Source organism: Bombilactobacillus sp. ESL1097 (assembly GCF_058107205.1).
This window is the reverse complement of the sequence record NZ_JBYLUB010000001.1, coordinates 159,458-184,066: the sequence shown is the minus strand read 5'-3', so window position 1 is coordinate 184,066 and position 24,609 is coordinate 159,458. Positions and strand designations below refer to the sequence as shown.

Sequence of the window (24,609 nt, the reverse complement as noted above, 5' to 3'; positions counted from 1 at the left end):
CCTACCGATTAGCTAGATAACCGCCGATCATCGCAAAAGCTAAAATTACTAAAACTAAAGTAGTAATAGCTACATATAAATAATCATGTTCCTTAAAGAAAGCATAAATGGAAACGACCACACGTAACACGGGGGTCAAAATCAATAAAAAGACACCTAACATCATCACGGCAAAAGGTTTGAATTGAATGATGCCCTGATAAATCGCACTAAAGGTGGTTGGATGACTCTGCCCTGGATAACCACTATTACCTTGAATTAACATCATCACAATCCCTAAAGCCATCACAATGACGGAAATAATTACCCCGACACGCAAAATTTTACCAATGATTAATTCAATATCCTGCATCTCATCTTTTTTCATTTAAATGTTCACCCCAAATCCCTTTAAGAACATTTGTAAACCTAAGTACAATAAAATTGGAATAAAGATAATCCGGATTACTTTCGGATGTAAATGCTGCATAATGCGACTACCAATCATCGCGCCAAAGACCACTCCTAAGGCTAATGGCACCGCAATATTTGGTAAAATCGTTCCGTTAAAGAAGTACACCGTCGCACTGGCCGCCGCAGTCACGCCCATCATTAAATTACTGGTAGCACTAGACGGCTTGAGTGGCATTTTCATAATGTTATCCATCGCAATCACTTTAAAAGCACCACTCCCAATGCCTAATAAGCCACTGGCAATGCCGGCAGCTAACATCATCAAGAAACCACCCGGAACGTTTTTGACTTGATAGTCCACCGGCTTTTGTAAAGCTTTATCATAGTAGCTACCATTTAGTCGCAATTTTTGCGATAAATAATCCGGTTGTACCTCTTGGTCACTTTTAGCAGATTTTTTATTCATGAGCTTTTTAATCATGTTGTAGCAAGATTGGAATAACAAAAAGCTAAATAAGACATATAAAACTGCTTTGGGGATAATCCCGTTTAAAGCCGCACCAGTTACCGCACCGACTGTCGTTGCAATTTCTAAGAACATGGCAACCCGTAAGTTCAACATTTCATCCTTTAAAAACGAAATGGTCGCTCCAGAACTGGTGGCAATGACGACGATAATACTGGCCCCAATCGCGTACTTAATATCTAAGCCCATCGCGATCGTCAAAATCGGTGTGACAATCATGCCACCACCAATACCTAAGATTGAGCCTAAAGTTCCCGCTAATAAACCAGTAATCAACATTATTAATAAATTACTTGTCGTAATCATGATTTCTTTGCAGCCTCTTTTGTTTGAGTTTGATTAGTAATCGCCTGTCGACATTGATCAATAATTAGTTGCACGATGGCAGCTTGTTGTTGCTGTAAGTCCGCAGCATCTGTGGCCACTTGATCAATCCGTAAGTGGGAAGCATTAATAAATTCACAGCTCGTTACTAAGTAAAACGCTAATTCTACTTGTTCGTCCCGATCAAAAAAATGACTCACTTTGGCAGCGTCTTGCCACGGCAAGTTCAAGGGACTGAGTTGTAAATTACAAACCACCGGAAAGCCCAATCCTTCAATGGTTAACTCCCCCTGCGCTAAATAACCACCATTTACTGCTTCTTCCAGTTGCTGGGTTAATTGCTGAAGCGCTGGCGTTACTTTACTGGCAGCTAAACGCTTCGTTAATTTAATCGTTTGCTGAAAAGTTTGATATTCTGCGTTCGCAATTTTATCTTGAAATTGCTGAATTGTCATTTTCATATAATAACCCTCTTTAATAATCAAAATTATTATATTACTGTGCTACGCTCGTTGCAATTATCACTATCTTTAGATAGATTAACCTGGCTGGTTTGATTATTCAGTACTCATTTAAATTAATTTTGTATGAATAAGCCAACAAAGTTCTCATACACTTTTCACTTATCATCTAGTTTGTGCTATGATATAGGCTTAAACAATTCGATTGTCATAGACCTAATAGGAGGATTTCTCATGACAGAAAAAAAGGCGCTCTCGCGCAGCCTATCAGCACGGCATGTCAGTATGATTGCCTTAGGCGGAACCATTGGTACCGGTTTATTTTTAGGTTCAGGCGAATCCATTCATAAAGCCGGACCATTAATTTTGGTAATTTATCTTTTAACAGGCGCGTTTGTTTTTTTAATGATGCGCGCGCTCGGCGAATTGCTTTTATCCGATACACATAAAATCATTTTTATTGATTTTATTAAAGAATATCTCGGTGATCGCTGGGGCTTTATCATGGGCTGGACCTATTGGCTAGGTTGGTTAGTGATTGCCATGTCCGAATTGACTGCCGTGGGTAATTATATGCAGTTCTGGTTTCCCCATGTGCCAGCTTGGATTTGGGAATTAATCTTTTTAGGTGCTTTATATCTTATTAATATCACGGCGGTCAAAGCTTTCGGCGAAACCGAGTTTTGGTTTGCGTTAATTAAAATCGTAGCCATCTTAGCGATTATTGCCGTGGCTGTGATCATGGTCTTATTTCATACCAAAACCAATCACGGTTACGTCGAATTTAGTAATTTGTGGCGCTTTGGTGCCACTTCTGGCAATCTGAAAGAAATTATTTCCGCCTTTCAAATGGCATTTTTCTCTTTCTTGGGTGTCGAATTTGTCGGTGTATCTGCCGCCGAAACTAAGGATCCCCAGGCGAATATTCCGCATGCGATTAATTCTGTCATTATGCGAATTTTGATTTTTTATATTGGCGCGTTAGCAGCCATCATGATCATTCAACCCTGGACTGACTATAGCGCGGGGCACTCACCTTTTGTCCAAGTCTTTGGTGGGATTGGGATTAAGGCCGCAGCCGGCATTATCAATTTCGTCGTCTTAACGGCCGCCGCTTCGTCGTTAAACAGCTCCCTGTTTACTACAGGACGAATGTTATATTCCTTATGTAAACCGACTAGTTATTTTGCTAAACTCAACAAGAATCAAACACCTATGCGGGCCATTTCTTTTTCGACCTTATTAGTAGCAGCGGTCGTGATTGTTAATTATATTTTTCCTCAAGGTGCGTTTAAATTAATCACTTCCATTGCTTCAGCCGGCTTTTTAGTTATTTATATGTTTTTAATGGGCACCCACGCCAAATACCGCCACTCTCAGAACTTTCAAACTAGCGAGCAACACTTTTTAATGCCGGGTGCTCCGATGACTGATTATTTAACCATTATTTTTATGTTAATTATTTTTGGTATTTTACTATTCACTCCCGAAACGACTTGGACCACCATCGCGACCATTGGTTGGTTCATCGTTATTTATCTACTGAGTTTCAAAGCCGTGAAAAAGTAAAGCACCTAACAAGTGGCAAAGTTTCGAATAATCTCGGAATTTTGCCACTTTTAATTATGTTAAACTAAAACTTGTAAAGTTAAGCTAAGGCAGTGGCTATTCCTGAAAGGTAGTGGTGCTTATGGTGTAAAAACTGTAAACCCAGACCCTAAAGGAGTAGCAATTTGTTTCATTTGAATGTCCACGATCTTTGCCAAATAATCAATACGATTATTGATGTGGCAAGTTTCGTTTGGATGGTCAAACAAAGCACAAAAAAGCTGAAATTATCCAGAAGATGAGTCAATTAGCGCAAACATTACCTGAATTTGAGATTTTATGTAGTATTCCTGGAATTAATGAATTAAGTGCTAATTTAATAATCGCCGAATTTAGTTTTTGTACCCTTAAGGATTTAGCAATCCTGTCAATCATTCATAATACAAAGGAGACTAATAATGGAAAACGCCAAAAATAAACAGACCGAAGCCAATAAGCGATGGCAAGAAAAAAATCGCGATCATACTAAATATTTAAGAAATCGATCAACTGCTAGGAGCTTTGTTAGAAAGTGGGCAACACTTGAAGATATTCAAGAATTGGAACAACTTATAGCAGAACGGAAAGATTTACTAAGCAAATAACTTTTAAAATGTGCTCTCATTGGTCGTTTGACAGACAGTTATCCATTTAAAGAGATTGAACTTGACCAATGTGGGCGCATTTTCCCACGATATTATATGTAGGTTGCGTCCCCGACACAGCAACAGTAGGGGGCGAAACTATTGTTTCAAAATATCCTAGCACCAATTATTGTTATTGCCGCTTTTAAATGGTGGATCAACAAACATTAATTGACGCGAAATAAAAAGGCATCTAGTTACTGTCCAAGGAAACTAGGTGTCTTTTTTATTATTAAGTGGTGTAAAACTAATGTTTCAAAATATCCATATGCATTTTAACACAAATATCATATCAAACGCCGGCGCTGCTCTTTTTCAATTTAAACAATACCAGATTTAACCAAGAATTTCAGCTAACAGAAAAACTGCCACAAACAATTGTTACATAAAGAATTAAGCCTCTGCTTGATAAGCTAGTTGGCCATCTAAATAGGTAGCTTGCAATTTCATCTTTGGTGTTAACACGATGAAGTCAGCCGCGCGTCCTGGCAAAATAGCCCCGGCAGTTTGGTCAATGTGCACACTTTTGGCCGGTGTCGCAGCTGCCATTTGAATGGCCGCTTGCGGCGTTACCGTGTTCCAATCTACCAAATTTTTAATTGCATCATTCAATTTCAAAATGCTACCAGCCAAATTATGCGTTTCATCTTTCAACCGCGCCGTACCATCAGCCACAACAACGGGTAATTCTCCCAACATGTAATCCCCATCGGGCATTAAACCGGCTGACATACAATCCGTCACCAACACTACGTGTTCGGGCGATTTTTGTTTAATTAAAATTGCAGCCGCATTAGGATGAACATGGTGACCATCACAAATTAATTCAGCATTAACGTTGTTTAAACTCATGGCTGCTCCAACCATGCCCGGTTGACGATGATTCAAGCCACTCATGCCGTTATACGTATGAGTAAATGTTGTGGCTCCCGCTTCCACGCAAGCTTTGGCTTGCTCAAAAGTGGCAGATGAGTGCCCTAATGCCACGACTACTCCCGTTTGACTCACAGTACGCGTGAATTCGACCGCGCCTTGGCGTTCCGGAGCGATGGTAATTTGGCGCAACAAACCTTGAGCGGCATCTTGCCAATCGTTAAACGTATCAACATCCGGATCGCCAAAGTATTTCGGGTTTTGAGCCCCTTTATGTTCCGGCGTAAAGAACGGGCCTTCAAAATTAATGCCCGCAATTTTAGCACCCGAAATTTGTTGATAATTTTGCGCGATGGTTTGACAAATAGCCGTTAATTCCGCTTTAGAACCGGTAATTGTTGTAGGTAACCACGAAGTAACCCCACACTTTAACAAAGCTTGCGCCATGGCTTCTAAACCGACCGGATCATTGTCCATCACATCGTGACCCGCCAGTCCATGAATATGCGTATCAATTAATCCCGGCGCAATCCACTGCTGGTCGTAATCAAGAATCTCGCCTTCTGGACGTTGGTCTTCTGGCAAGTACTGACCAAAGGTGCCGTCAGCATTAATCGCTAAATAACCACCATTTTCAGTCGTATTTTTCAAAAAAAACTTGGCTGCGTGAATATATTTCATTGACTTAAACCTCCATTTGCTTGCCTTAATTGTAACGAGCTTTCACAAGAAAGTAAATTAACGCTAAGAAAAAGAAAATGTGCGAATGAATCATTACGCAGCATTTTCTTTACTAAGCTAAATTTCAAATTAATTCAAAGTATTATTAACTGTCCAAGTAAGCGTGGATTGGTATTTTTTCGCCGCAGGTTGATCTTGCGTCGGTTGGAGATAAATCCCTTTCTTTGCTCCAGTCAAGGGCCACCAATTCGTGGCAAACTTCGCTGGTGAACTCGTGCTGGTACCTGTTTGAAAGACAGGCACATCCCCACTATTAATAACTTTGGCCACCGAACCAGTAGTACCATCTTGATAAATCAAATTAAACAAAGCATTACTGGAATCACAACGCACACCCACCGTGTAGTGGAAGGTGGCATTGGCAGGTGCTTCATATTTCAACTGGTAAGCGGTCTGCTTATTACTCGTATTGGCTGGACGATACTGGTCTGTCGTTTTCACCGAATTACGTGTATGGCGACCATAATCAATGTTGGTCGGAACCGTCAAAGTCACATCATATAGGTTATTGTACGTCAATGAACCCGAAGCACCTAAGTTCAATTGCTGCGTTGGAGCTGTAGCGGGGGCTTCTGGATCCGTTGTTTGTAAGGTTGAACCATGCAAAGTTAATTGCGTATCAGCTTTGGACTTCTGATAAGTCACCGGCGTATCCACTTCAAAACTCGTTCCGGCAGGAAAACTTGTTTGGGACAAATTAAAGTCTTTGGGAGTATAGGTCTTTTCGTAAGCAAAATTCGTTAACGTCTGGTCTTTTTGATTTGGGATATGCAAAATCACTTTTGCCGTTCCCTTCTGAATACCACTGCCATCATCGGCGGGTTGAGTTAAACGAAAATCCTTTAAACCGACGGTACTAATCTTTGGTTGATACAAATCTTTTTCCAGATAGTGTCCACTAGCCATATAGGTTTTGTGATCAGCGCTAGTCGTAGAATCTAGTAACTTGGTAGAATCATTTTGTTGATACAATTCTTTAGAACCGTTAAAGCCGGGCACATTTTCGACATGATAGTTATATTGTAATAAATCTGATGTGGCTAACTTGCCAGCAGCATCGGGCTTGACGTAGGGACTGAGGCCTTGTTGGTCATCACTGCCCTGAATATACAAAGTGTGATCACCTGGTGTTTTCGTCACTTGCCCAACGTCCCAAGTATGTTGGGCTAAGGCCGTCGAAGCTGGTGTAACATCTGAAGTTTGTGGCGTGGCTGTGGTGGTGTTCAGACTACCAGTGTCGCCTTCATCGTAACCTTTTAAATGAATAATATTCTTATCGCTAATATCATCTTGATATTCTAACGGCACGGAAACTTTATCACCCAACAATACTTTCGGTCCCTGATAGACATTGGACTTGGCAGCAGCTTTTTGGTTAAAGCCTAAATACAAGCTATTAATATCTACATTTTTAGCAGCGGATTCTTGGTTATTAGCAACAGCACTAACCTTAACTGTATCATTAGGTTTTAAGGTTAAAGGTGTAAAACCAGTTTGACCACTATTCTTATCATTATAATTCTTCACTGCTTGGTCAATATCAAAGGAGAAGTCAGTTGTTCCCGTTGGCCAAGTAACAACTTGACCATTGGCTAAATATAACGGCGCCGCTGTAACCTGCTTGCCAAGATCCCAAGTGGTTTTTTGAGCGGTGGGATCTGTACTATCGGTACTATAAGCAATGTCGTCGTCATCATTTAAAATATCGGGCGTGGACGGACTAAAACTAGGAATATAACTCCCACCAGAAGGAGTAAAACTGCTGGCAATATAGCCTTGTGTATCCTGCTTATTAGGATCTGAAGCACTCGCATCTTCATTTGGAACAGTTCCCAAATCATAATCTTTAGCTCCATCATTAACTACCACTTTCAGCATTGGCGGATCCGGATGAAAATCATCGTTAGAAGCATTCAATGACCCACTAACTGTGCGGGAACGCGGATCGATGACCGAAGTCTTCACGTGTTCCACCGGCCCATCAATTTCTGAAAAATGAATGTGACGGAATTCTTTAGAAAGACCCGAACTAGCCGAGGTTTGCATTTGATTCAAATAAGTTAATAATCGTCCAATCTCTGCCTGACTACCAGTTAGATCTTCGGGCGGTGACTTTAAAACAAATTTCGTCAAATCAATATAGCCAACTCCCCAACTATTAGTGAACGGAATACTGAGGTGTTGCATTGGCACCGGCTTTTGGTCATTGGTTGGAGAATCATCAAAGCCAAACGATATCGGTTTCAGCTTAGAATCTACCCCACTCGCAGCCATTTTGATATCGTAAGCCTTGATATCCGTCGCCGCACTCGGCGAAACCATATTAGATGAAGTATTATTATTATTACCCAGATTCAAATCAACACCTTGGGGTTTATACAAGCTGATGTCAGTAGTCCCTGTGACATTCAATAACTGCACATTACCAGAACTTGGTTGCTCAGGCGTATCGGCAATCTTAATATTAAAGTTTCCACCTTTACGCACATTGACCGTCGAAGCTCCTAACGTAAATAACCCTGAATTGCTGGCAGAGCCCAGATTATTTGCTGTGATATTAAAATCCCCACGATCTAAATCAGCTTCACCACCAGCAAATTGAACTAATGGTTTAGTATCAGCCCCGTCACTTTCCACATTAATAGCTTCGTCATCCGAGCCTTTTTGATAACCACCTGAATTATAGATGATTTTTGAACCTGAGCCACCCATATAAAGCGCATTGGCCGTCGTGGTTGTGTAATACGGATCGCTGTAAGTAGCGGTTGTATCATAAGCACTTGTATCACCGCTTAACTGTGCCATGGAATCTTTCATCGAATCATTTTTGACATCGATATTGAGATGAGTATTAGGATTTAATGTTAAAACACCTGTATTCATTAAATACAGTCCCGAAGAACCATTAGGGGCATCTTCTCCACTGCCGCGCGGATAGAGATTAACCTCTGCGCCTTGTTTCTTATCAGCATCACTCAATAGTGTGGCATTACCCTTCAATTCCAACACATTACCGTTATACGTCGAACCATTAAAAACCGCATCCGGTTCAAAGGTGACATTATTTACCTGCATGACTTGTTGACTCATATCCTGGCATGAATAGACTTTTTGGTCTACTGGACTTTTGTAAGTATTGAGTGAATAAGCCGTCGTATGTCCCGAAATATAGATATTCGATGTGCCACCCGTTGTCCATAAAAACTGTGAACCATAATACGTAACGTCGCGATAAAATTCGTTAGAAGTACTGTAAGCTCCATTTCCTAAACGGACAAAGCCATAATAAGTCGAACCGTACAGTTTAAAATTATCTAACGTGATATTATCCGTTTGATTAGAAACGCCATAAGCAAACCGCAAGCTATAATTACCTGCATTAATTTTCGGTGTACTTTGATCCGGACCATGGTTACCCACAATCGTTAAATGATGATTAGTTCCTGAGTCACCTGGTCGTTCAGTTAAGATGGTAAAGTTACTGGTAGCCCCACCATTATCACCCTTAACAATATCAGTAACCCCGCTTAAAGAGCTATTACCGTTAAAATTGTATTTAGCTAAAAGTGGATTAGTTTTATCAAACACATCTGACGAAACAAAATCTAAATCTTGAACCACAATAATGCGTTTGACATCACTGGTACTAGTAGTACCGCTGCCAGCTGATTCAGCAATATCAACAGTATTGGTCGTCCCATTTCTAATACCGTAAACCGCTAGTAAAAACTGCAAAACATTGCGTACATAAACGGTTTTTCCATCTTCATCAGAATCAATACTCTGGGTTCCGGTACCATCACCACCAGTAATCGCCCCTGGTTGAACATCTTTCGTGGCATCAGCGTACATCCCATCACTAGGCCAGTTAATTTTGGAGGGGTCAATTTTCGAATAGCCTAACTCTTCAAGTTTGTCAGCATCGCCGAAACCACCCTGTGAAACGCTGTCGTCAGTCTTTAATAATGGAGCCGTAGCACTAGTAATATTAGAACTAAACCGAGCTGGCGTACCACCAGTCGCTGGCAAACCACTATTTAGTTGCGCCAAGTCTTGCTGAAAGCTATCCGCATTAGCAGCCCCCTGAACCAGATTCCCCTGTTCACCACAAATAACTGTCAAAGAAAACAACATCAGACTAAAAATCAACCGAATTTTTTTCATATTATCCCCTAATATTCTTTATTATGTAATATAATTAAAATTATTTTGCTAATTTAACAAAAATAAATAATGATCCCCAAAAATAGGTATCTCATTTATAATTTAGTTTTAATTACACTAATAAAACAATCATTATATGATAATATCATCATTATGCATGCTTTTAAACCATGTTTTTTACATTATTTATTTTTTTAGGCAAAAAATTAAGTCAAATCAAGGATAACAGCTGTTTCAAAAAGATATTTTTAAATTTAAAGTTATTTTTTCAGAGGTGGATAACACCTTAATTAATTTAATTTTAAACATTAATCCCAATCATTGTGAAAAAAATAATTTTTAATTAGATGTTAAGCTTACAAAAGCTCAACATACTAAAAAAGCAGTTTAGTTTTAGCAAGTCTAAACTACTTTTATCATTAAATGTCATTTTACTAAGAACCAAAGATTGAAGAAAATGCCGGTTTCAACAGATGATTCTACTATAATATTAATATGCTTCCCAAGAATTAGGATAATAATTTTTGGAAGCATTTTTTATTGCTATCTCAATAAGACAAAATTGATATTTATAATTCAAAAAACTATCTGAAAAGTTATTAATTTAGCAATCTACTATTTATATATTTAGTGGCTTTAATTGATCGACGCGGTATTAAAGCTCTCAAAACAAGCAAGTGTGTATCTCTTAATAACAGGAGAGAAAGACCGACTCACGAAAGATTAAACTCAACAAGTCAAGCTGCTTCAACAAAGAAGCCAAAGTCTAGAGCAATCAAACCTGAAAATGCATATCGAGACCGAATTAAAAATATATTCATTACTAATCACCAAAGCATCAAGACCAAATAAAAAGGACCAACACCGATCGAATATCGGAAATTAGTCCTAATTTAAAAACTGTTTTACATTTTGGGTTCATATCACTTTTTTCATTACTAAACTTAATTATTCAAAGCATTATTAACCGTCCACGTTAGCATTGATTGATATTTTTTCGCTGCAGGTTTATCTTGCGTTGGTTGGAGATAAATTCCTTTCTTAGCTCCGGTCTTAAGCCACCAATCTTCGGCAAATGATGCCGTCGCACTAGGACCGGTACCTGTCTGAAAGACGGGCACGTCACTGTTAATAACCTTAGCCACTGAATCAGTAGTACCATCTTGATAAATCAAATTGAACAAAGCATTGTTGGAATTACAACGCACATCAACTGTGTAATGGAAGGTGGAATTGGCAGGTTGCTCATATGTCAACTGGTAATCCTTCTCCTTATAACTATCACTCGTATCCACCGGACAATACTGATCTGTCGTTTTAACCGAATTACGTGTATGCCGACCATAATCAATGTTTTTTGGAACTGCCAAAGATACATCATATAGATTGTTGTAAGTCAGTGAACCCGAAGCACCTAAGTTCAATTGCTGGTCAGGTGCTTCCGGATCTGTTGTTTGTAAAGTTGAACCATGTAGAGTTAATTGCGTATCAGCTTTGGACTTTTTATACGTCAACGGTGTATCAACCTCAAAACTCGTTCCGGCAGGAAAACTCGTTCCCGTGAGTTTGAAATTACCCGGGGTATAGTGCTGACCATAAGCAAAGTCCGTTAACGTCTGGTCTCCTTGATTAGGAATGTGCAAAATCAATTTTGCAGTTCCCTTCTTAATGCCACCGCCATAATCGGCTGGTTCAGTCAAACAAAAATCGTTTAAGCCGACGGTACTCATCTTTGGTTGATACAGATCTTTTTCCAGATAATTTCCACTAGACAGATAGGATTGGTGCTCACCTTTAGCGGTCGTATCTAGCGGCTTGGTAAGATCATTTTGTTGATATAACTCTTTATAACCATTAAAGGCGGGCACATTTTCGACATGATAGTTATACTGCAATAGATCTGACGTAGCCAAATTGCCAGCAGCGTCCGGCTTGACGTAGGGACTCAGGCCTTGTTGATCATCACTACCCTGAATATACAGGGTGTGATCGCCTGATGTTTGTGTCACATGATCAACATCCCAAGTATGTTTTGTTAAGGTAGGCACGTCTGGTGGCGTAACAGCTGGCGGTGTAACATCTGCAGTTTGAGGTGGAGTGTCTGTGGCGGTATTCAGGCTGGTAGTGCTTCCCTTTTTATCATAGCCCTTTAAGTGAATAATATTATTACTGCTAATATCATCTTGATATTCTAACGGTACAGAAACTTTGTCGCCCAATAATACCTTTGGTCCTCGATAGACATTGGACTTGGCAGCAGCTTCTTGGTCAAAGCCCAAATACAAACTATTGATATCCACAGTTTTAGTAGCAGATTCTTGGTTATTAGAGACGGCGCTCACCTTAACCGTATCATTCGGTTTTAAGGTTAATTTTGTAAAGCCATCCTTCCCCTCATTTTTAGTATTATAATTATCCACCGCTTTATCAATATCAAAGGAGAAGTGAGGAATATTATTCGTGTCAATTTGCCAAGCGACGCCTTGAGCCCCGGATAAATATAACGGCGCAGCTGTAACTTTCTTGCCAAGATCCCAAGTGGTTGTGCCATCAGTAGCTGTACTATAAGCAATATCGTCGTCATCATTTAAGATATCGGGCGTTGACGGACTAAAACTAGGAATATAACTCCCACCAGAAGGAGTAAAACTGCTGGCAATATAGCCTTGTGTATCCTGCTTATCAGCACTCGCATCTTCATTTCGGACAGTTCCTAAATCATAATCTTTTCCTCCATCATTAACTACCACTTTCAGCATCGGCGGATCCGGATGGAAATCATCCTCTGACTTATTCAAAGAGCCGCTAACCGTACGAGATATCGGATCGATGATCGGTGTCTTTAAGTGTTCAACCGGACCATCAATTTCTGAAAAATGGATATGGCTAAATTCTTTAGAATTTCCCGAACCAGCGGATGTTTGCATTTGATTTAAGTAATTTAATAACCGTTTAATTTCTGCCTTACTACCAGTTAAATCTTCGGGTGGTGACTTTAAGACAAACTTTGTCAAATCAATATAGTTACCAGTAAACGGAATACTAAGATGTTGCATTTGTACAGGATTTTTGTCATTGGTTGAAGAATCATCGAAACCAAACGATACTTTGGACTGAGAATTCGTCCCACTAGCTCCCATTTTGATATCGTAAGCTTTAATATCCGTCGCTGCACTTGTCGAAACAATATTTGATGAAGCATTAGTATTATAACCGAGATCCAGATCGACATTTTGGGGTTTATACAAGCTGATGTCAGTTTTTCCCTTAATATTCAACAATTGCACATTACCCGAACTTGGTTGCTCAGGTGTATCAGCAATCTTAATATTAAAGTTACCACCCTTCCGTACAATTATCTTCGAAGTTTCTAATGAAGATGGAGGTCCTAACTGGAATAAACCCGAATTACTCGTAGTACCCAGATTATTCGCGGTAATATTAAAGTCACCACGATTTAACTCAGCTGTACCATCAGTAAACTGGACTAAAGGTTTAGTATCAGCTCCCTCACTCGTCACATTAATGGATTCATCCAAACCTTTTTGATAGCCACCTGAATTATAAACAATCTTTGAACTAGCACCTTTCATATAAATCGCATTGGCAGTCGTAGTGGAAGAATAAGGATCATTATAAGTAGCGGTCGTATCATAGGCACTCGTATCACCACTTAACTGTTCCATGGAGTCTTTCATCGAATCATTTTTGACATCGATATTGAGATGAGTATTAGGATTTAATGTTAAAACACCTGTATTCATTAAATACAATCCGGAAGAACCGTTGGGGGCATCTTCCCCACTGCCGCGCGGATAGAGATTAACCTCCGCGCCTTGTTTCTTAGCATCATCCCCTAATAACGTGGCATTACCAGTCAATTCCAAAACATTACCATTATAAGTAGAACCATTAAAAACAGCGTCTGGTTCAAAGGTAACATTCGTCACTTGCATAACTTGTTGATTACCAGGCCCCAAAAAGTTTTGACACGAATAAATTCGTTGATCCACTGGGCTTTTATAAGTGTTTAATGAATAAGCCGTCGTATGACCAGAAATATAAACATTAGAAGATCCAGAGGTGCCAGATCTAGTCCACAAAAATTGCGCACCATAATAAGTGATATCACGATAGAATTCATTAGTAGAACTACTAGAATTATTTCCTAACCGGACAAAGCCATAAAAAGTCGAACCATAAATTTGAAGATTATCTAGCGTGACATTATCCATTTGATTCGAATTATAAGCAAACCGTAAGCTATAATTACCCGCATTAATTTTAGGAGTACTTTGATCTGGACCATGATTACCAACAATCGTCAAATAATGATTAGTTGCTGAATCACCTGGTCGAGCCGCTAAAACAGTATAGTGATATAGTCCCCCACCATCACCACAACTAGGAGTAGGACTAGAATCGGTCACCCCACTTAAGCTACTCTTTCCTTTAAAATATTTAGCTAAAAGTGGATTATCTGCATTAAACACATCTGTTGAAACAAAATCCAAGTCTTGAACCACAATAATGCGTTTGACCGGACTAGTAGACGTTGTTGCATTATCACCAGTACCAGTACCATTACCTTCATCAATATCAGCAGTATTGGCTGGTCCCATTTTTTTAATACCGTAAACCGCTAGTAAAAATTGCAAAACGTTACGCACATAAACGGTTTTTCCATCTTCATCAGAATCGATACTCTGGGTTCCAGTACCATCACCAGTAATCGCCCCTGGTTGAACATCTTTCGTGGCATCAGCATACATTCCATCACTAGGCCAGTTAATTTTGGAGGGGTCAATTTTCGAATAGCCTAACTCTTCGAGTTTATCAGCATCGCCAAACCCCCCCTGCGAAACGCTGTCGTCTGTCTTTAATAACGAGTCCGTAGCACTAGTAATATTAGAACTAAACCGGGCTGGCGTAATACCAGTTGGTGGCAAACTACTATTTAATTGTGTCAAATCTTGCTGAAAACTATCAGCATTAGCAGCCCCCCGAACAAGATTACCCTGTTCACCGCAAACGATCGTCAAAGAAAGCAACATCAAACTAAAAATCCACCGAATTCTTTTCATATTATCCCCTAATATTCATGATTATGTAATATGATTTAAATATCATTAAAATTATTTTGTTAATTTAACTAAGATGACTTTTTATCTAAAAAATAATTGTACCATTTATAATTTAGTTCTAATTACATACACAAAATAATCATTACATAATGATATCATCATTAGACTCACTTTTAAACAACATCTGTACATTATTTATGTTTTTAGGATAAAAATTCAGTCATAGCAGGTATAATATCTGTTTTCAAAAAGATATTTTTTCATTTAAAGTTGTTTATTTAGTGCCAATACACCACCTTAATTAAATTAGTTTCAATCATTCAGCTCAACAATCGTGAAAAAATGAATTTTAAGCTAGCTTTAACTAGCTGTTAAGTTTATAACCATAAAAAAAGCAGTTTAGGCTTAAAGAACAATTCCTAAACTGCTTTCATCATTAAATTGTCATTTCACTAAGATCTTTGGGTTGAAGACAGTCACTACTCATTGGCTAATGACCATTCACTTCAAGTTGAAGAAAAATACCGGCTGCAACGCATGATTCTGCTATAATACTTGTGAGTAAAGTTACTGCTAAGGTGACGACTATTCCGCAAGGAAGTGGTGCTTATGGTGTTAATGCTGTAATCCCAGAGCCTATTGAAAGGAATAGTAATTTGAAACTACTAGCTATTGCTTATCTAAGCCATAGCTTTATTGGATTAGTCCGCATAGTTGTAGAACTTGTCAAGTTCATAAACAAGACAAGAAAATAGCCATCCTTAGCTTGTACAGAGCTAGATGGCTATCAATATAATATAAATAGTCGCTACTTTGGCAACTTTACCAAGAGTCAGTGTATCCAGCACTGGCTCTTTTTCTATCCTTAGAATAACACAAACTAAAGAAAATACCAGTTTCAGCAGATGATTCTGCTATCATATTTCTAGTAAAGTTAAGCTAAGGCGGTAGCTATTCGACAAAGGAGTGGTGCTTATGGTGTAACAACTGTAACCACAAATCCTACGAAAGGAGTAGCAGTGTGTCCGTATCAGACGCTCTTCAATTAATGTTTGCATTCGGTATGTTTATCATAGCGTTGCTTTCATATATTGATCAGCATAATGATCGGTGATACAAAAATAATCGCCTTAGCCGAGCAGGGCTAGCGATTATTAATATTTTCAATATTTAATAGCTGCTGTTTTAGCAACTTTACTAAAAATTCAGTGTATCTCTACTTCTATCACTAGGATAACACAAACTAAAAAAAATACCAGTTTCAACAGATTATTCTGCTATAATATTTACTAGTAAAGTTAAGCTAAGGTGGCGGCTATTCCACAAGGGTGTGGTGCTTATGGTGTTAATACTGTAATCCTAGATTCCATTGAAAGGAATAGCAATTTGAAGCTACTAGCTATTGCTTATCTAATCCATAGCTTTATTGGATTAGTCCGCATAGTTGTAGAACTTGTCAAGTTGATAAACAAGACAAGAAAATAGTCATCCTTAGCTTTCACAGAGCTAGATGACTATTTCAACAATTTTTAATAAATAGAATAGTCGCTGCTTTGGCAGCTTTACTAAAGAGTCAGTGTAACCAGCGCTGGCTCTTTTTCTATTTTTAGAATAACACAACTGGCAGAAAATACCAATTTCAACAGATGATTCTGCTATAATATTTACTAGTAAAGTTAAGCTAAGGTGGCGGCTATTCCGCAAAGGAGTGGTGCTTATGGTGTTAATGCTGTAATCCCAGATTCCATTGAAGGGAATAGCAATTTGAAACTACTAGCTATTGCTTATCTAATCCATAGTTTCATTGGATTAGTCCGCATAGTCGTAGAACTTGTCAAGTTGATAAACAAGACAAGAAAATAGCCATCCTTAGCTTTCGCAGAGCTAGATGACTATAAGATTTATAAAGAATTCAATAGTCGCTACTTTGGCAACTTTACTAAGGAGTCAGTGTGTCCAGCACTGGCTCTTTTTCTATCATTAGAATAACACAACTATAAGAAAATACCAGTTATTTAGTTCTTGGTATAGTAAATATCAACCACTTGATCTTGATCATTGCTGGTGACTGTTTGTGCGGCAACCGTTGCTTGACTAGCAGTATAACCACTAATCACTGGTGCCAAAAATTCATCCCAATTGCCCGTACTCCAAGTGCCGTAAACCTTTTTGCCGGTAACTTGATCAATGTACAGATTTTGCTTCAAAACAGCAACTTGATCGTAACTCTTGGTCATGCCACTGGGATAATTGACATTAATCGTCCGCAGAATGGTCTTAGTTTGTGAACTAGTTTGAATTTGATGATCAACTGCTACTTGAATAATCTGCTGGCCTGAGCCGTCAATGGTAATCGTGGTTTGCGGTTGTTCCAATAATTCATAACCCTTTGGAGCATGATAATTAAGCGTCAAGACATCACCCACATAACCCGTCAAAGTTTGCGTACCAACTTCTTGACCATCGTCCAAATATTGAATCGTCACTGTTTGTTCAACTGGTGTGTAATAAATATCAACCGTCTGATCTTGTCCATAAACATCAGCATTTTGCGCGGGTACTTCAGCTTGACTGGCTTGATATCCTGCAAAAGTCGGTACCACATAAGCATCCCATTGATCTTGTGACCAGTCGCCATAATCCACCGTGTCATCATCGTTGTAGTGAACATTGCGCTTTAAAGTGATCGTTTGCGTCTGTGTTTGCAGCCGCCCATCGGGTTGATGAATATTAATCGTGCGCGTTACGGCTTTTTTCTCAACCCGATCAGGTACGAATGGTTCGCTGTCCCAATCATAGGTAGTGATTTGGTCACGATCAGTAGTTTGTGCAATCTCTTCTGGCGTATATTTAGTTCCTTGCTGGTAACCTTTTGTTGCAACCCAATGTTGTGAGAGCAGAGTTTTATTAGTTCCTGGAATCTTAGTTCCTACTTCAGGGAAACCACCTACTTTCCCATTATATCCGAACGAGTCAAATTCAAGGGGTATATTAGGACCAACTACAATATGATTTAATGGAATCCATTCAAAAATAACATCAATACCCTCCACCACTTCAGGACATAATATATGCCAGCTGCTTAAGTCTAAGCTGTATATCGCATCTATGCATCCAAACATACCGTGCATATTAGTACCTAAAATATCTGGATTATCAATAGTCAGCTGAAATACTTTAATATTTTTACAAGACTGCATGGAATAAAACATTTCCGTCATATCTGCACCTTGCTTAATAACCCAGTTGGACAGATCTAAGTCAGTTATGGATGAACAATAGAAAAACATCCCATACGTGTTGGTCACATTAGAAACGTTCCAATTATTAATATCTAAACTCTGTAAATCAAAGTCCCACGCAAACATACCTCGCATATTGGTAACTTGAGAAGTATCAAATGATGATAAATCAATTGTTTTTAAATTGGAACATCCATCAAACATGCCCATCATGTTAGTCACTTGGGAAGTATCAAAATTGCTAACATCCACGTAGCCTAAATAATAACAACCATAAAACATACCGTACATGGTTGTTACTTTGGATGTATCAAAGTTGCTTAAATCTAAAGTTGTTAGATTACGACATCCAGCAAACATGCCATACATCGTATTAACTTTAGATGTGTTAAAATTGCTAACATCTAAGCGAAGTAAGTCACTATCATTGTAAAACATACCATACATATCAGTTACATTAGACGTATCAAAACTGATTAAATCTAAATGTTGCAAATTTAGATCGCTAAACATTTCTTTCATCGTCGTTACTTGAGATGTATTGAGTTTACTAGTATTCAAGCTAGTAAACTTGCTGCCAGCAAACATATCACTCATATCTGTAACATTAGATGTATCTAAATTACTTAAATCCAAATTGCCATAAGAACCCCGACCAAACATGCCCCGCATGTTCGTCACATGGCTGGTATTAAAGCGGCTTAAATCTAAATCGGCTGTTAATTGAATATTACGAAACATCCCCTGCGTAGTTGTAACATTAGACATATCTAAATTACTCAAACCCAAAATTCGTTTGACTGGTAAGTACGCAAATAAGAACGAAGAATTTGCATTAGCAACCACTCCGGGATCAAATTGAATCTGTGTTAGCTCATCAATCCACTTAAAGTTTTTATGGAACACATCCGGGTCGCCACCAATGCTTCCATATTCATATTCATCCATTGGATCGTCATTTGTATCTATCCCATTGACATACAAGTTATACCGGTGTCCTTCCCCCAGCGTACCGGCATGAAAAGTCAACGTATAATCGTCACCTTGGTGGACATAATCCCAATTACTGGTGCCCCAAGTTCCTGTTGCAATGACTTCGCTTGTAGTAGCGTCAGGTGTTGGATTAGTCGGCGTCGTTGTCGAAGCAACATTAGTAGTAACATTCACATTATTTGAAGCGCTATCATTAGTTGCCGAATTAACACTTGCCGCAGTTGTTGTAGAACTCGATCCCACATTATCCGTTGGTGCTGGTGCTGGAGTTACACTGGCGTCTGTGGTTGGTGCTTCGTTATCCGCCCCAACATTATCATCACCAACATTTTGCGCTGAGGTTGTCGGTGTTGTCACCGCTACTGATTGATTAGTTTGGTCTGTGTCCGCAGCCACTTGTTGTGTTAACGCTAAGCCACACACCAAGCCTAATAGTGTCCCCGTTGTGGTTAGCCATCGTTTCTTATCCAAAAGAACTCCTCCTCAATTCAAGTGATTTATTTAACAAATTTAATTATATCTTGATAATTTTAAATCACAAGTCATTTTTGATTAAAATTATTCGATCCGATCCAATCTATTTGTTACTTTTTGATTAAAAAGCAAATGTTTAATGTTTTTAAAAGTAACAGCATATTGTAATGGATTACTTTACTGAGTAGTTCATTGAATTTCACATTCGAATCAAATTTGACAGATTTTTATTAAATTAAAAACAAATAACAAAAAAATGCAAAATAACTGTAATTCAATTCATTTGATTAATAAAAAAGAAGGAATTATAATGATGGCGCATACCTTTCATATATTATGAAAAATCGACAGCATATTCATTAATGAATTACTTTGAATAATTTCTAGAAATTCAATTGAGGTCGTATTTATGTACAAAATTAAAGTTATTTTATCTACTATTCTCTTTACTGCTATTATCTCCCTAACTCAACTAACACCCGCAAAAGCCGACTTGCTGAAGCCGACTACACCTAACGATGAGATAATTGGATCCTACACAAAAAATCCAGCAATTCAAAAGACGCCTACTTTCACTCCCCAGGAAGTGACACGCGAATCTCCCTTATTAAAAGATGATAGCCAAGATGGTGTAGCTTATCCGAATATGCCAACTTACGATGACATGACAATTGTCCCCGACAGTAAACCCAACCCTGAGAATTCTAAAGACTTAAAATTCTGTCTTGGTGAAGGAAACACGGATACTTATACTGCCTATGTTGATACACCAAGAGCTTTTTTAGAAGCTGTTTATGACTTACAAGCAAGTGGAGCAAGTTCACATAACAGTGTTCCTTACAGTGCCAATTCTGATGGTATTTCACACATTGATAATATAGTAGTAGAAAAAAATTTAAATTTAGCAAAACCAGATCTAGGTGAGCCATTAGATGCTTTTGGTTTTCAACCAGGCGCTGACCACGTTAGTTATAATTACACCAGACATTTTAAGCTAACAATTGATGCAAACAACCATTCTATAAATTTTGGTGACCACAGTATATGCATAATGGGACCTGGTGGTTCAGGTGGTACTGTTCCGAAGGGTTATCTATATAAAGAAGACTGGACTTTGTGCAATGCATATCTATATGGAAGTTCTTTCTGGGGTCCTGTAGCTGCTAATACAGGGCTTGCTTCTCTAGCTGATAAAGGACTTTCAGATGAACAATTATCCGCCGGTTCTAGCCAAGGCGGCGGTGGCTATACAAAAATGACTTATGATAATTTAGATTATATTGGATCCCAGTTGCACAACTCAGTAACAGGTGGCGCAAATACTCTTATAACTATTAAAAATCGCGTAAGTTCATCATCTATTGAAAGGTATAAATACGGAACTGACGTATACAACACATCAAACAACGAAAATGGTAATCAGCAAATATTTGAAGCTGCTGATATTATATTTGATAAAAACAGCTATTTTACAGGATATACTTATGACAGTACAGGTATTAGATTAGGTTCAAATACTTCTGCAAATATAACCTTAAAAAATAATGCAAAAGTATATATTTATCCGCATGGTAATAATGATATGGAGTGGGCAGGAGATTCGAATTCGATGCCTTATGGGATTACTACTGTCGCAAAAACATCAAATATAGATTTATATGATAATTCAAAGCTTTGTGTAATAGATAACGATGCACCAACAAAAGGACAATATATTTCTAGTAGTTCTGATAAATTAAGACACGTAACTAGCAACATAGGAGGTGGATTATATCTATCTGGAACTACCAATATCAACTACCACAAAAAACACAGCACTAGTGATTCTCCTACTATTAGTATACAAAGTAATGATCAAGACAATATGTATTACGATGATCCAGACGCAGATCACCCTTATGGTAAAGAAGATGACAGCAAAAATCTATTAGAAAAAGACTCTATTGGTGCTAGTTCAGTAACTGCTCCGACAGAGCAAAGCACTGCAGATACAGCAGATACTGATTACAATCAAGACTACAGTAAATACGTTAATTACTTATATAGCAATGATTGCCCATACCAACAATCTAATGATAAAGTCGGCAACACTTTCTTATCTTGGGGAAAAAACCTTCCTTTAGTTGATTTTGCTGGTGGTGGACAAGCTACACTAGAAGATGGAACTTTTGAAATTGAAGCCGATAACCTCGGAGCTTTTAATGGCAATATCATGCATATTGGTCCCATGAAAGTTGTTATCAAAAAAGATGGTATTTTTAATTTACAAGCACTAGGTACTACCAACCAGCCAATGACCTTATTAGGAGCAGATAATGGCTTAAGCTTGGATATTTCTAATCCAGAAAAAGTCGCACTAGATGCTGGATCTAATAACAATCCCGATACACATATTGTAAACGTCAACGGTGGTAGTAATACTGTTGAGGGTGGAAACGTTGACGTTAAGAACACGACCTTTAGTGCTGATGGTAATATTTCAACTATTAAGGGACCAGCAGGCAATTTAGGTACTGATATCAGTAAAATTAGTGCTAGTGATATTGAACATTTAACTGATTTAGGTGTCATGAACAGTAGTGGCGATATTAATTTAGATAATATTCCTTTACAAAGAATTGACGTACCTTTCACATACTACGCTATCCCTGCTAATCTTTTTCAATCTGGTAGTAACGCTGTTTACGCCCGCAATCAAACAACCGGCAATAGTGACTTGGATAAGTTAAATAGTGCGTTAACTGCTATGGCAGGTAAGGAATTTCATAAAATTCAATTTGGCAAATTGGACAGTCCCCTAATTAACAACAACACAAGCTATATCATCCCCGATCACAAGACTAAAGATAAAGATGATTCTCTGATCACCGGTTCCATCAAACACTTTGATGGTGATACGCCGTTCACGCCTGCTACACCTTTAATCAGTTTAAAGGTTAAGCGCGCTGATGGCACCATTTACGATTTAGGTACCGTAACTAATGCTGATCAAGCTTACGGTATTCCGTCTACCAATAAGTTTTCAATTGTTAGCCCGAACATTTTAGGAGTTGATAGTAAAGGCAATCAAACTGGTGTCACGAATACCTTAGGAGCTTTTACCGATACTGCACCTCAATATCTAGCTACCAATACCGCCGCCGACACTTCTAAGCCGTTAACCATTACCCAAACGGATGATGGTAGCGACTCCAATAGCTCTACTTTTGATTACAGTATTGACCTCAAAAAAGCTATCGCTACCTATGATGACCAAAATCCTACTAATAAATTGCCACCATTAAAGTCCAACGATGAGATTCAAGTAGGCGCTGTTACTAACTTCCAGAGTACGCCGTTGCAAAACATTAAGATCACCAACTTATTCCTAAATACTACTAAAAATATTGACCAATATTTATTAGGGGAAGATGTTCATGTCCCTGTCACTTACTTTGATGGTGACAGTGATGCTAAAAACGTCGCTCTTTCTGGAAGTGTGACTGATAATGGTGCTTCACAAACGTGTAGCGGCTCATTACCGTTTGCCGACACCTATGATCATAAAGCAGAAGCTACTAACAAGTGGAATATCTCCGGAATCACTAAAACTGTTGATACTACTAGCACAGACAGTTCAACAGATACTCATCACACACTAACCTTTAGTGGTCACGATGATACGAATCCTGCTAACGCTTATCCAATGACAGGCGTTGATCAACCATTAACTTATAATTATCAAGTTCTGCCTTACCCAAAGTATGACGGCAAAAAATATTTAACGAAGGTTAATCATGATGGCAAAACTATTGATAAGGGGGGCAATACTTTAGAGACCGACTTTACACCAGTTGGTCATCACGATTTAAGTAACGTCCAATTTATCATTGGTGCACTCAATGGTGCTAGTGCTGACACCCCGGCCAAATCAAATGGTAGTTTGACTATTACTGCCACTACGCCCACTGGTCAAAGTGGTACTTATCGCCCCACTACTGTGCCTGACGATAACACCTATAATCTAACTGGTATCGACTTTGGCTTTGACTCTGCTACTTTACCTGCAGATACGACCTTTACGATTAAGCAACCAGTTACTTTTCCTAATGACAGTGGCTCTTTCATTCCTAGCACGGATAGTATGTATTCTAAAAGTGCTGATAGTACTCAAATTAAATTAGCTGATTCCGACAATTTAGCTACGGACGGTTATGGTATCGGGTTGCCGGATCTTAGTTTGAACGTCCCTCAGCAATTAGACTATTCCGCAATTTTAAAGGGTGAAGAACAAAAAATCTTTCCTAAAAAGCTTGCTGACACTGATCCACAAGTTACTCTAACCAATAACTATGTCGCTCCTTTGAATGTTCAATTGACGGCGCAAGTTAATGCCAAAAATTCAACAATTCGAGACTTGTTCTACTTCCAAGAAGCACCAACTACTGCCGACAGTACTACGAATGCAGCGCTAGCAGCACCAGTAACCGTCTTAGATCAACAATTCCCCAGTCAGCAAACACAAAAATTAACTTTATCAACTGATAAACAAGCCGCTAGTCCGAATATTGGGCCCTATTTGCAGATAGATAAAGACGACAGTAGCCTTAAAGCTTTAGCAAAAGAGCCCCAATCGGCTAGCATCACCTGGACTGCTACCAACAGTCTCGTTAATTAACGTCCTTCCCCGAACAATGTAATTCAGATAGAACACAAAAAAGCCAACTAGAAAATTCTAGTTGGCTTTTTTATTCATTAATAATAATTTGTACCAGTCTATCACTTAGGCAACCCTTACCTAAAGTAAGTTTAGGCTGTAACAAACCCTTTTTATTTTATCTAACTATCTGAGGGAATGCAATTCTTAATTTAATCTTTTGCTTAGTCTAAATTAATTTTAATCATAAAAAATAATTTTTTGAACTGCTTTTTGGAAAATAGTCTATAAAATCTGGCTTCGCTTACAAAATCAATTTTTGCTTAACATCGTGAAATATTTTACCACAAATACTCATTTTATTATTTTACTTAATTTTATTTACTAGATTACTTGCCTAGCAGTAGATATAGGTTTATAATACCTTAGCTTTCCAGATTAATTAATGCAATATTTTTAATCAAAAA

12 protein-coding genes are annotated in these 24,609 nt (G+C 38.5%); 5 read left to right on the top strand and 7 right to left on the bottom strand.

Annotation, left to right across the window (positions count from 1 at the left end; all coding sequences use genetic code 11):
* Position 1: 1 nt before the first annotated feature.
* From AC3B6D_RS00800 to AC3B6D_RS00790, 3 genes are read right to left on the bottom strand one after another with little or no spacing between them, the layout of a single operon-like run.
* Positions 2–367 (bottom strand): DUF1634 domain-containing protein, encoded by a 366-nt coding sequence (locus tag AC3B6D_RS00800; RefSeq protein ID WP_489757015.1) that lies wholly within the window; start codon positions 365–367, stop codon positions 2–4.
* Positions 368–1,225 carry a sulfite exporter TauE/SafE family protein gene (locus tag AC3B6D_RS00795; protein WP_489757014.1) on the bottom strand — a complete coding sequence of 286 codons (858 nt, stop codon included), beginning with the start codon at positions 1,223–1,225 and terminating at the stop codon, positions 368–370. It lies immediately after the preceding gene.
* Positions 1,222–1,704 carry a hypothetical protein gene (locus AC3B6D_RS00790; protein WP_489774700.1) on the bottom strand — a complete coding sequence of 161 codons (483 nt, stop codon included), beginning with the start codon at positions 1,702–1,704 and terminating at the stop codon, positions 1,222–1,224. The genes AC3B6D_RS00795 and AC3B6D_RS00790 overlap by 4 nt, the downstream gene beginning before the upstream one ends.
* A gap of 234 nt (positions 1,705–1,938) precedes the next feature.
* Here AC3B6D_RS00790 and AC3B6D_RS00785 point away from each other — a divergent pair, with 234 nt between their 5' ends.
* From AC3B6D_RS00785 to AC3B6D_RS00775, 3 genes are all read left to right on the top strand, one after another.
* A complete protein-coding gene (locus tag AC3B6D_RS00785; protein WP_489774699.1) occupies positions 1,939–3,273 on the top strand; it encodes an amino acid permease in 1,335 nt (444 codons plus the stop codon).
* Positions 3,274–3,505: 232 nt separating this feature from the next.
* Positions 3,506–3,730 (top strand): hypothetical protein, encoded by a 225-nt coding sequence (locus AC3B6D_RS00780; RefSeq protein WP_489757719.1) that lies wholly within the window; start codon positions 3,506–3,508, stop codon positions 3,728–3,730.
* A complete protein-coding gene (locus AC3B6D_RS00775; RefSeq protein ID WP_489769275.1) occupies positions 3,711–3,896 on the top strand; it encodes a hypothetical protein in 186 nt (61 codons plus the stop codon). The genes AC3B6D_RS00780 and AC3B6D_RS00775 overlap by 20 nt, the downstream gene beginning before the upstream one ends.
* Positions 3,897–4,328: 432 nt before the next feature.
* Here the strand turns inward: AC3B6D_RS00775 and nagA are convergent, their stop codons facing one another.
* The 3 genes from nagA to AC3B6D_RS00760 form a co-directional block, all read right to left on the bottom strand.
* Positions 4,329–5,489: an N-acetylglucosamine-6-phosphate deacetylase gene (nagA, locus tag AC3B6D_RS00770; protein ID WP_489757010.1), complete on the bottom strand. Its 1,161-nt coding sequence runs from the start codon at positions 5,487–5,489 to the stop codon at positions 4,329–4,331.
* A gap of 129 nt (positions 5,490–5,618) precedes the next feature.
* Positions 5,619–9,713, bottom strand: coding sequence for a hypothetical protein (locus AC3B6D_RS00765; RefSeq protein WP_489774698.1), 4,095 nt, complete (start codon positions 9,711–9,713; stop codon positions 5,619–5,621).
* A 944-nt stretch (positions 9,714–10,657) separates the two neighbouring features.
* Entirely contained in the window at positions 10,658–14,797 is a 4,140-nt protein-coding gene (locus AC3B6D_RS00760) for a hypothetical protein (protein WP_489774697.1), read from the bottom strand.
* A gap of 1,021 nt (positions 14,798–15,818) precedes the next feature.
* Here AC3B6D_RS00760 and AC3B6D_RS00755 point away from each other — a divergent pair.
* Positions 15,819–15,911, top strand: a complete 93-nt coding sequence (locus tag AC3B6D_RS00755) for a putative holin-like toxin (RefSeq protein ID WP_489774696.1) — start codon at positions 15,819–15,821, stop codon at positions 15,909–15,911.
* A gap of 901 nt (positions 15,912–16,812) precedes the next feature.
* Here the strand turns inward: AC3B6D_RS00755 and AC3B6D_RS00750 are convergent.
* Positions 16,813–19,503 (bottom strand): BspA family leucine-rich repeat surface protein, encoded by a 2,691-nt coding sequence (locus tag AC3B6D_RS00750; RefSeq protein WP_489774695.1) that lies wholly within the window; start codon positions 19,501–19,503, stop codon positions 16,813–16,815.
* A 412-nt stretch (positions 19,504–19,915) separates the two neighbouring features.
* Here AC3B6D_RS00750 and AC3B6D_RS00745 point away from each other — a divergent pair, with 412 nt between their 5' ends.
* On the top strand, positions 19,916–24,163 hold the full coding sequence (locus AC3B6D_RS00745) for a hypothetical protein (protein ID WP_489774694.1): 4,248 nt from the start codon (positions 19,916–19,918) through the stop codon (positions 24,161–24,163).
* Positions 24,164–24,609: the final 446 nt, after the last annotated feature.

Excerpts from the sequence above, each read along its gene's own strand:
- AC3B6D_RS00800 (WP_489757015.1), bottom strand. The coding sequence starts at position 367 with ATGAAAAAAGATGAGATGCAGGATATTGAATTAATCATTGGTAAAATT.
- nagA (WP_489757010.1), bottom strand. The coding sequence starts at position 5,489 with ATGAAATATATTCACGCAGCCAAGTTTTTTTTGAAAAATACGACTGAA.
- AC3B6D_RS00760 (WP_489774697.1), bottom strand. The coding sequence starts at position 14,797 with ATGAAAAGAATTCGGTGGATTTTTAGTTTGATGTTGCTTTCTTTGACG.
- AC3B6D_RS00795 (WP_489757014.1), bottom strand. The coding sequence starts at position 1,225 with ATGATTACGACAAGTAATTTATTAATAATGTTGATTACTGGTTTATTA.
- AC3B6D_RS00785 (WP_489774699.1), top strand. The coding sequence starts at position 1,939 with ATGACAGAAAAAAAGGCGCTCTCGCGCAGCCTATCAGCACGGCATGTC.
- AC3B6D_RS00765 (WP_489774698.1), bottom strand. The coding sequence starts at position 9,713 with ATGAAAAAAATTCGGTTGATTTTTAGTCTGATGTTGTTTTCTTTGACA.
- AC3B6D_RS00745 (WP_489774694.1), top strand. The coding sequence starts at position 19,916 with ATGTACAAAATTAAAGTTATTTTATCTACTATTCTCTTTACTGCTATT.
- AC3B6D_RS00775 (WP_489769275.1), top strand. The coding sequence starts at position 3,711 with ATGGAAAACGCCAAAAATAAACAGACCGAAGCCAATAAGCGATGGCAA.
- AC3B6D_RS00790 (WP_489774700.1), bottom strand. The coding sequence starts at position 1,704 with ATGAAAATGACAATTCAGCAATTTCAAGATAAAATTGCGAACGCAGAA.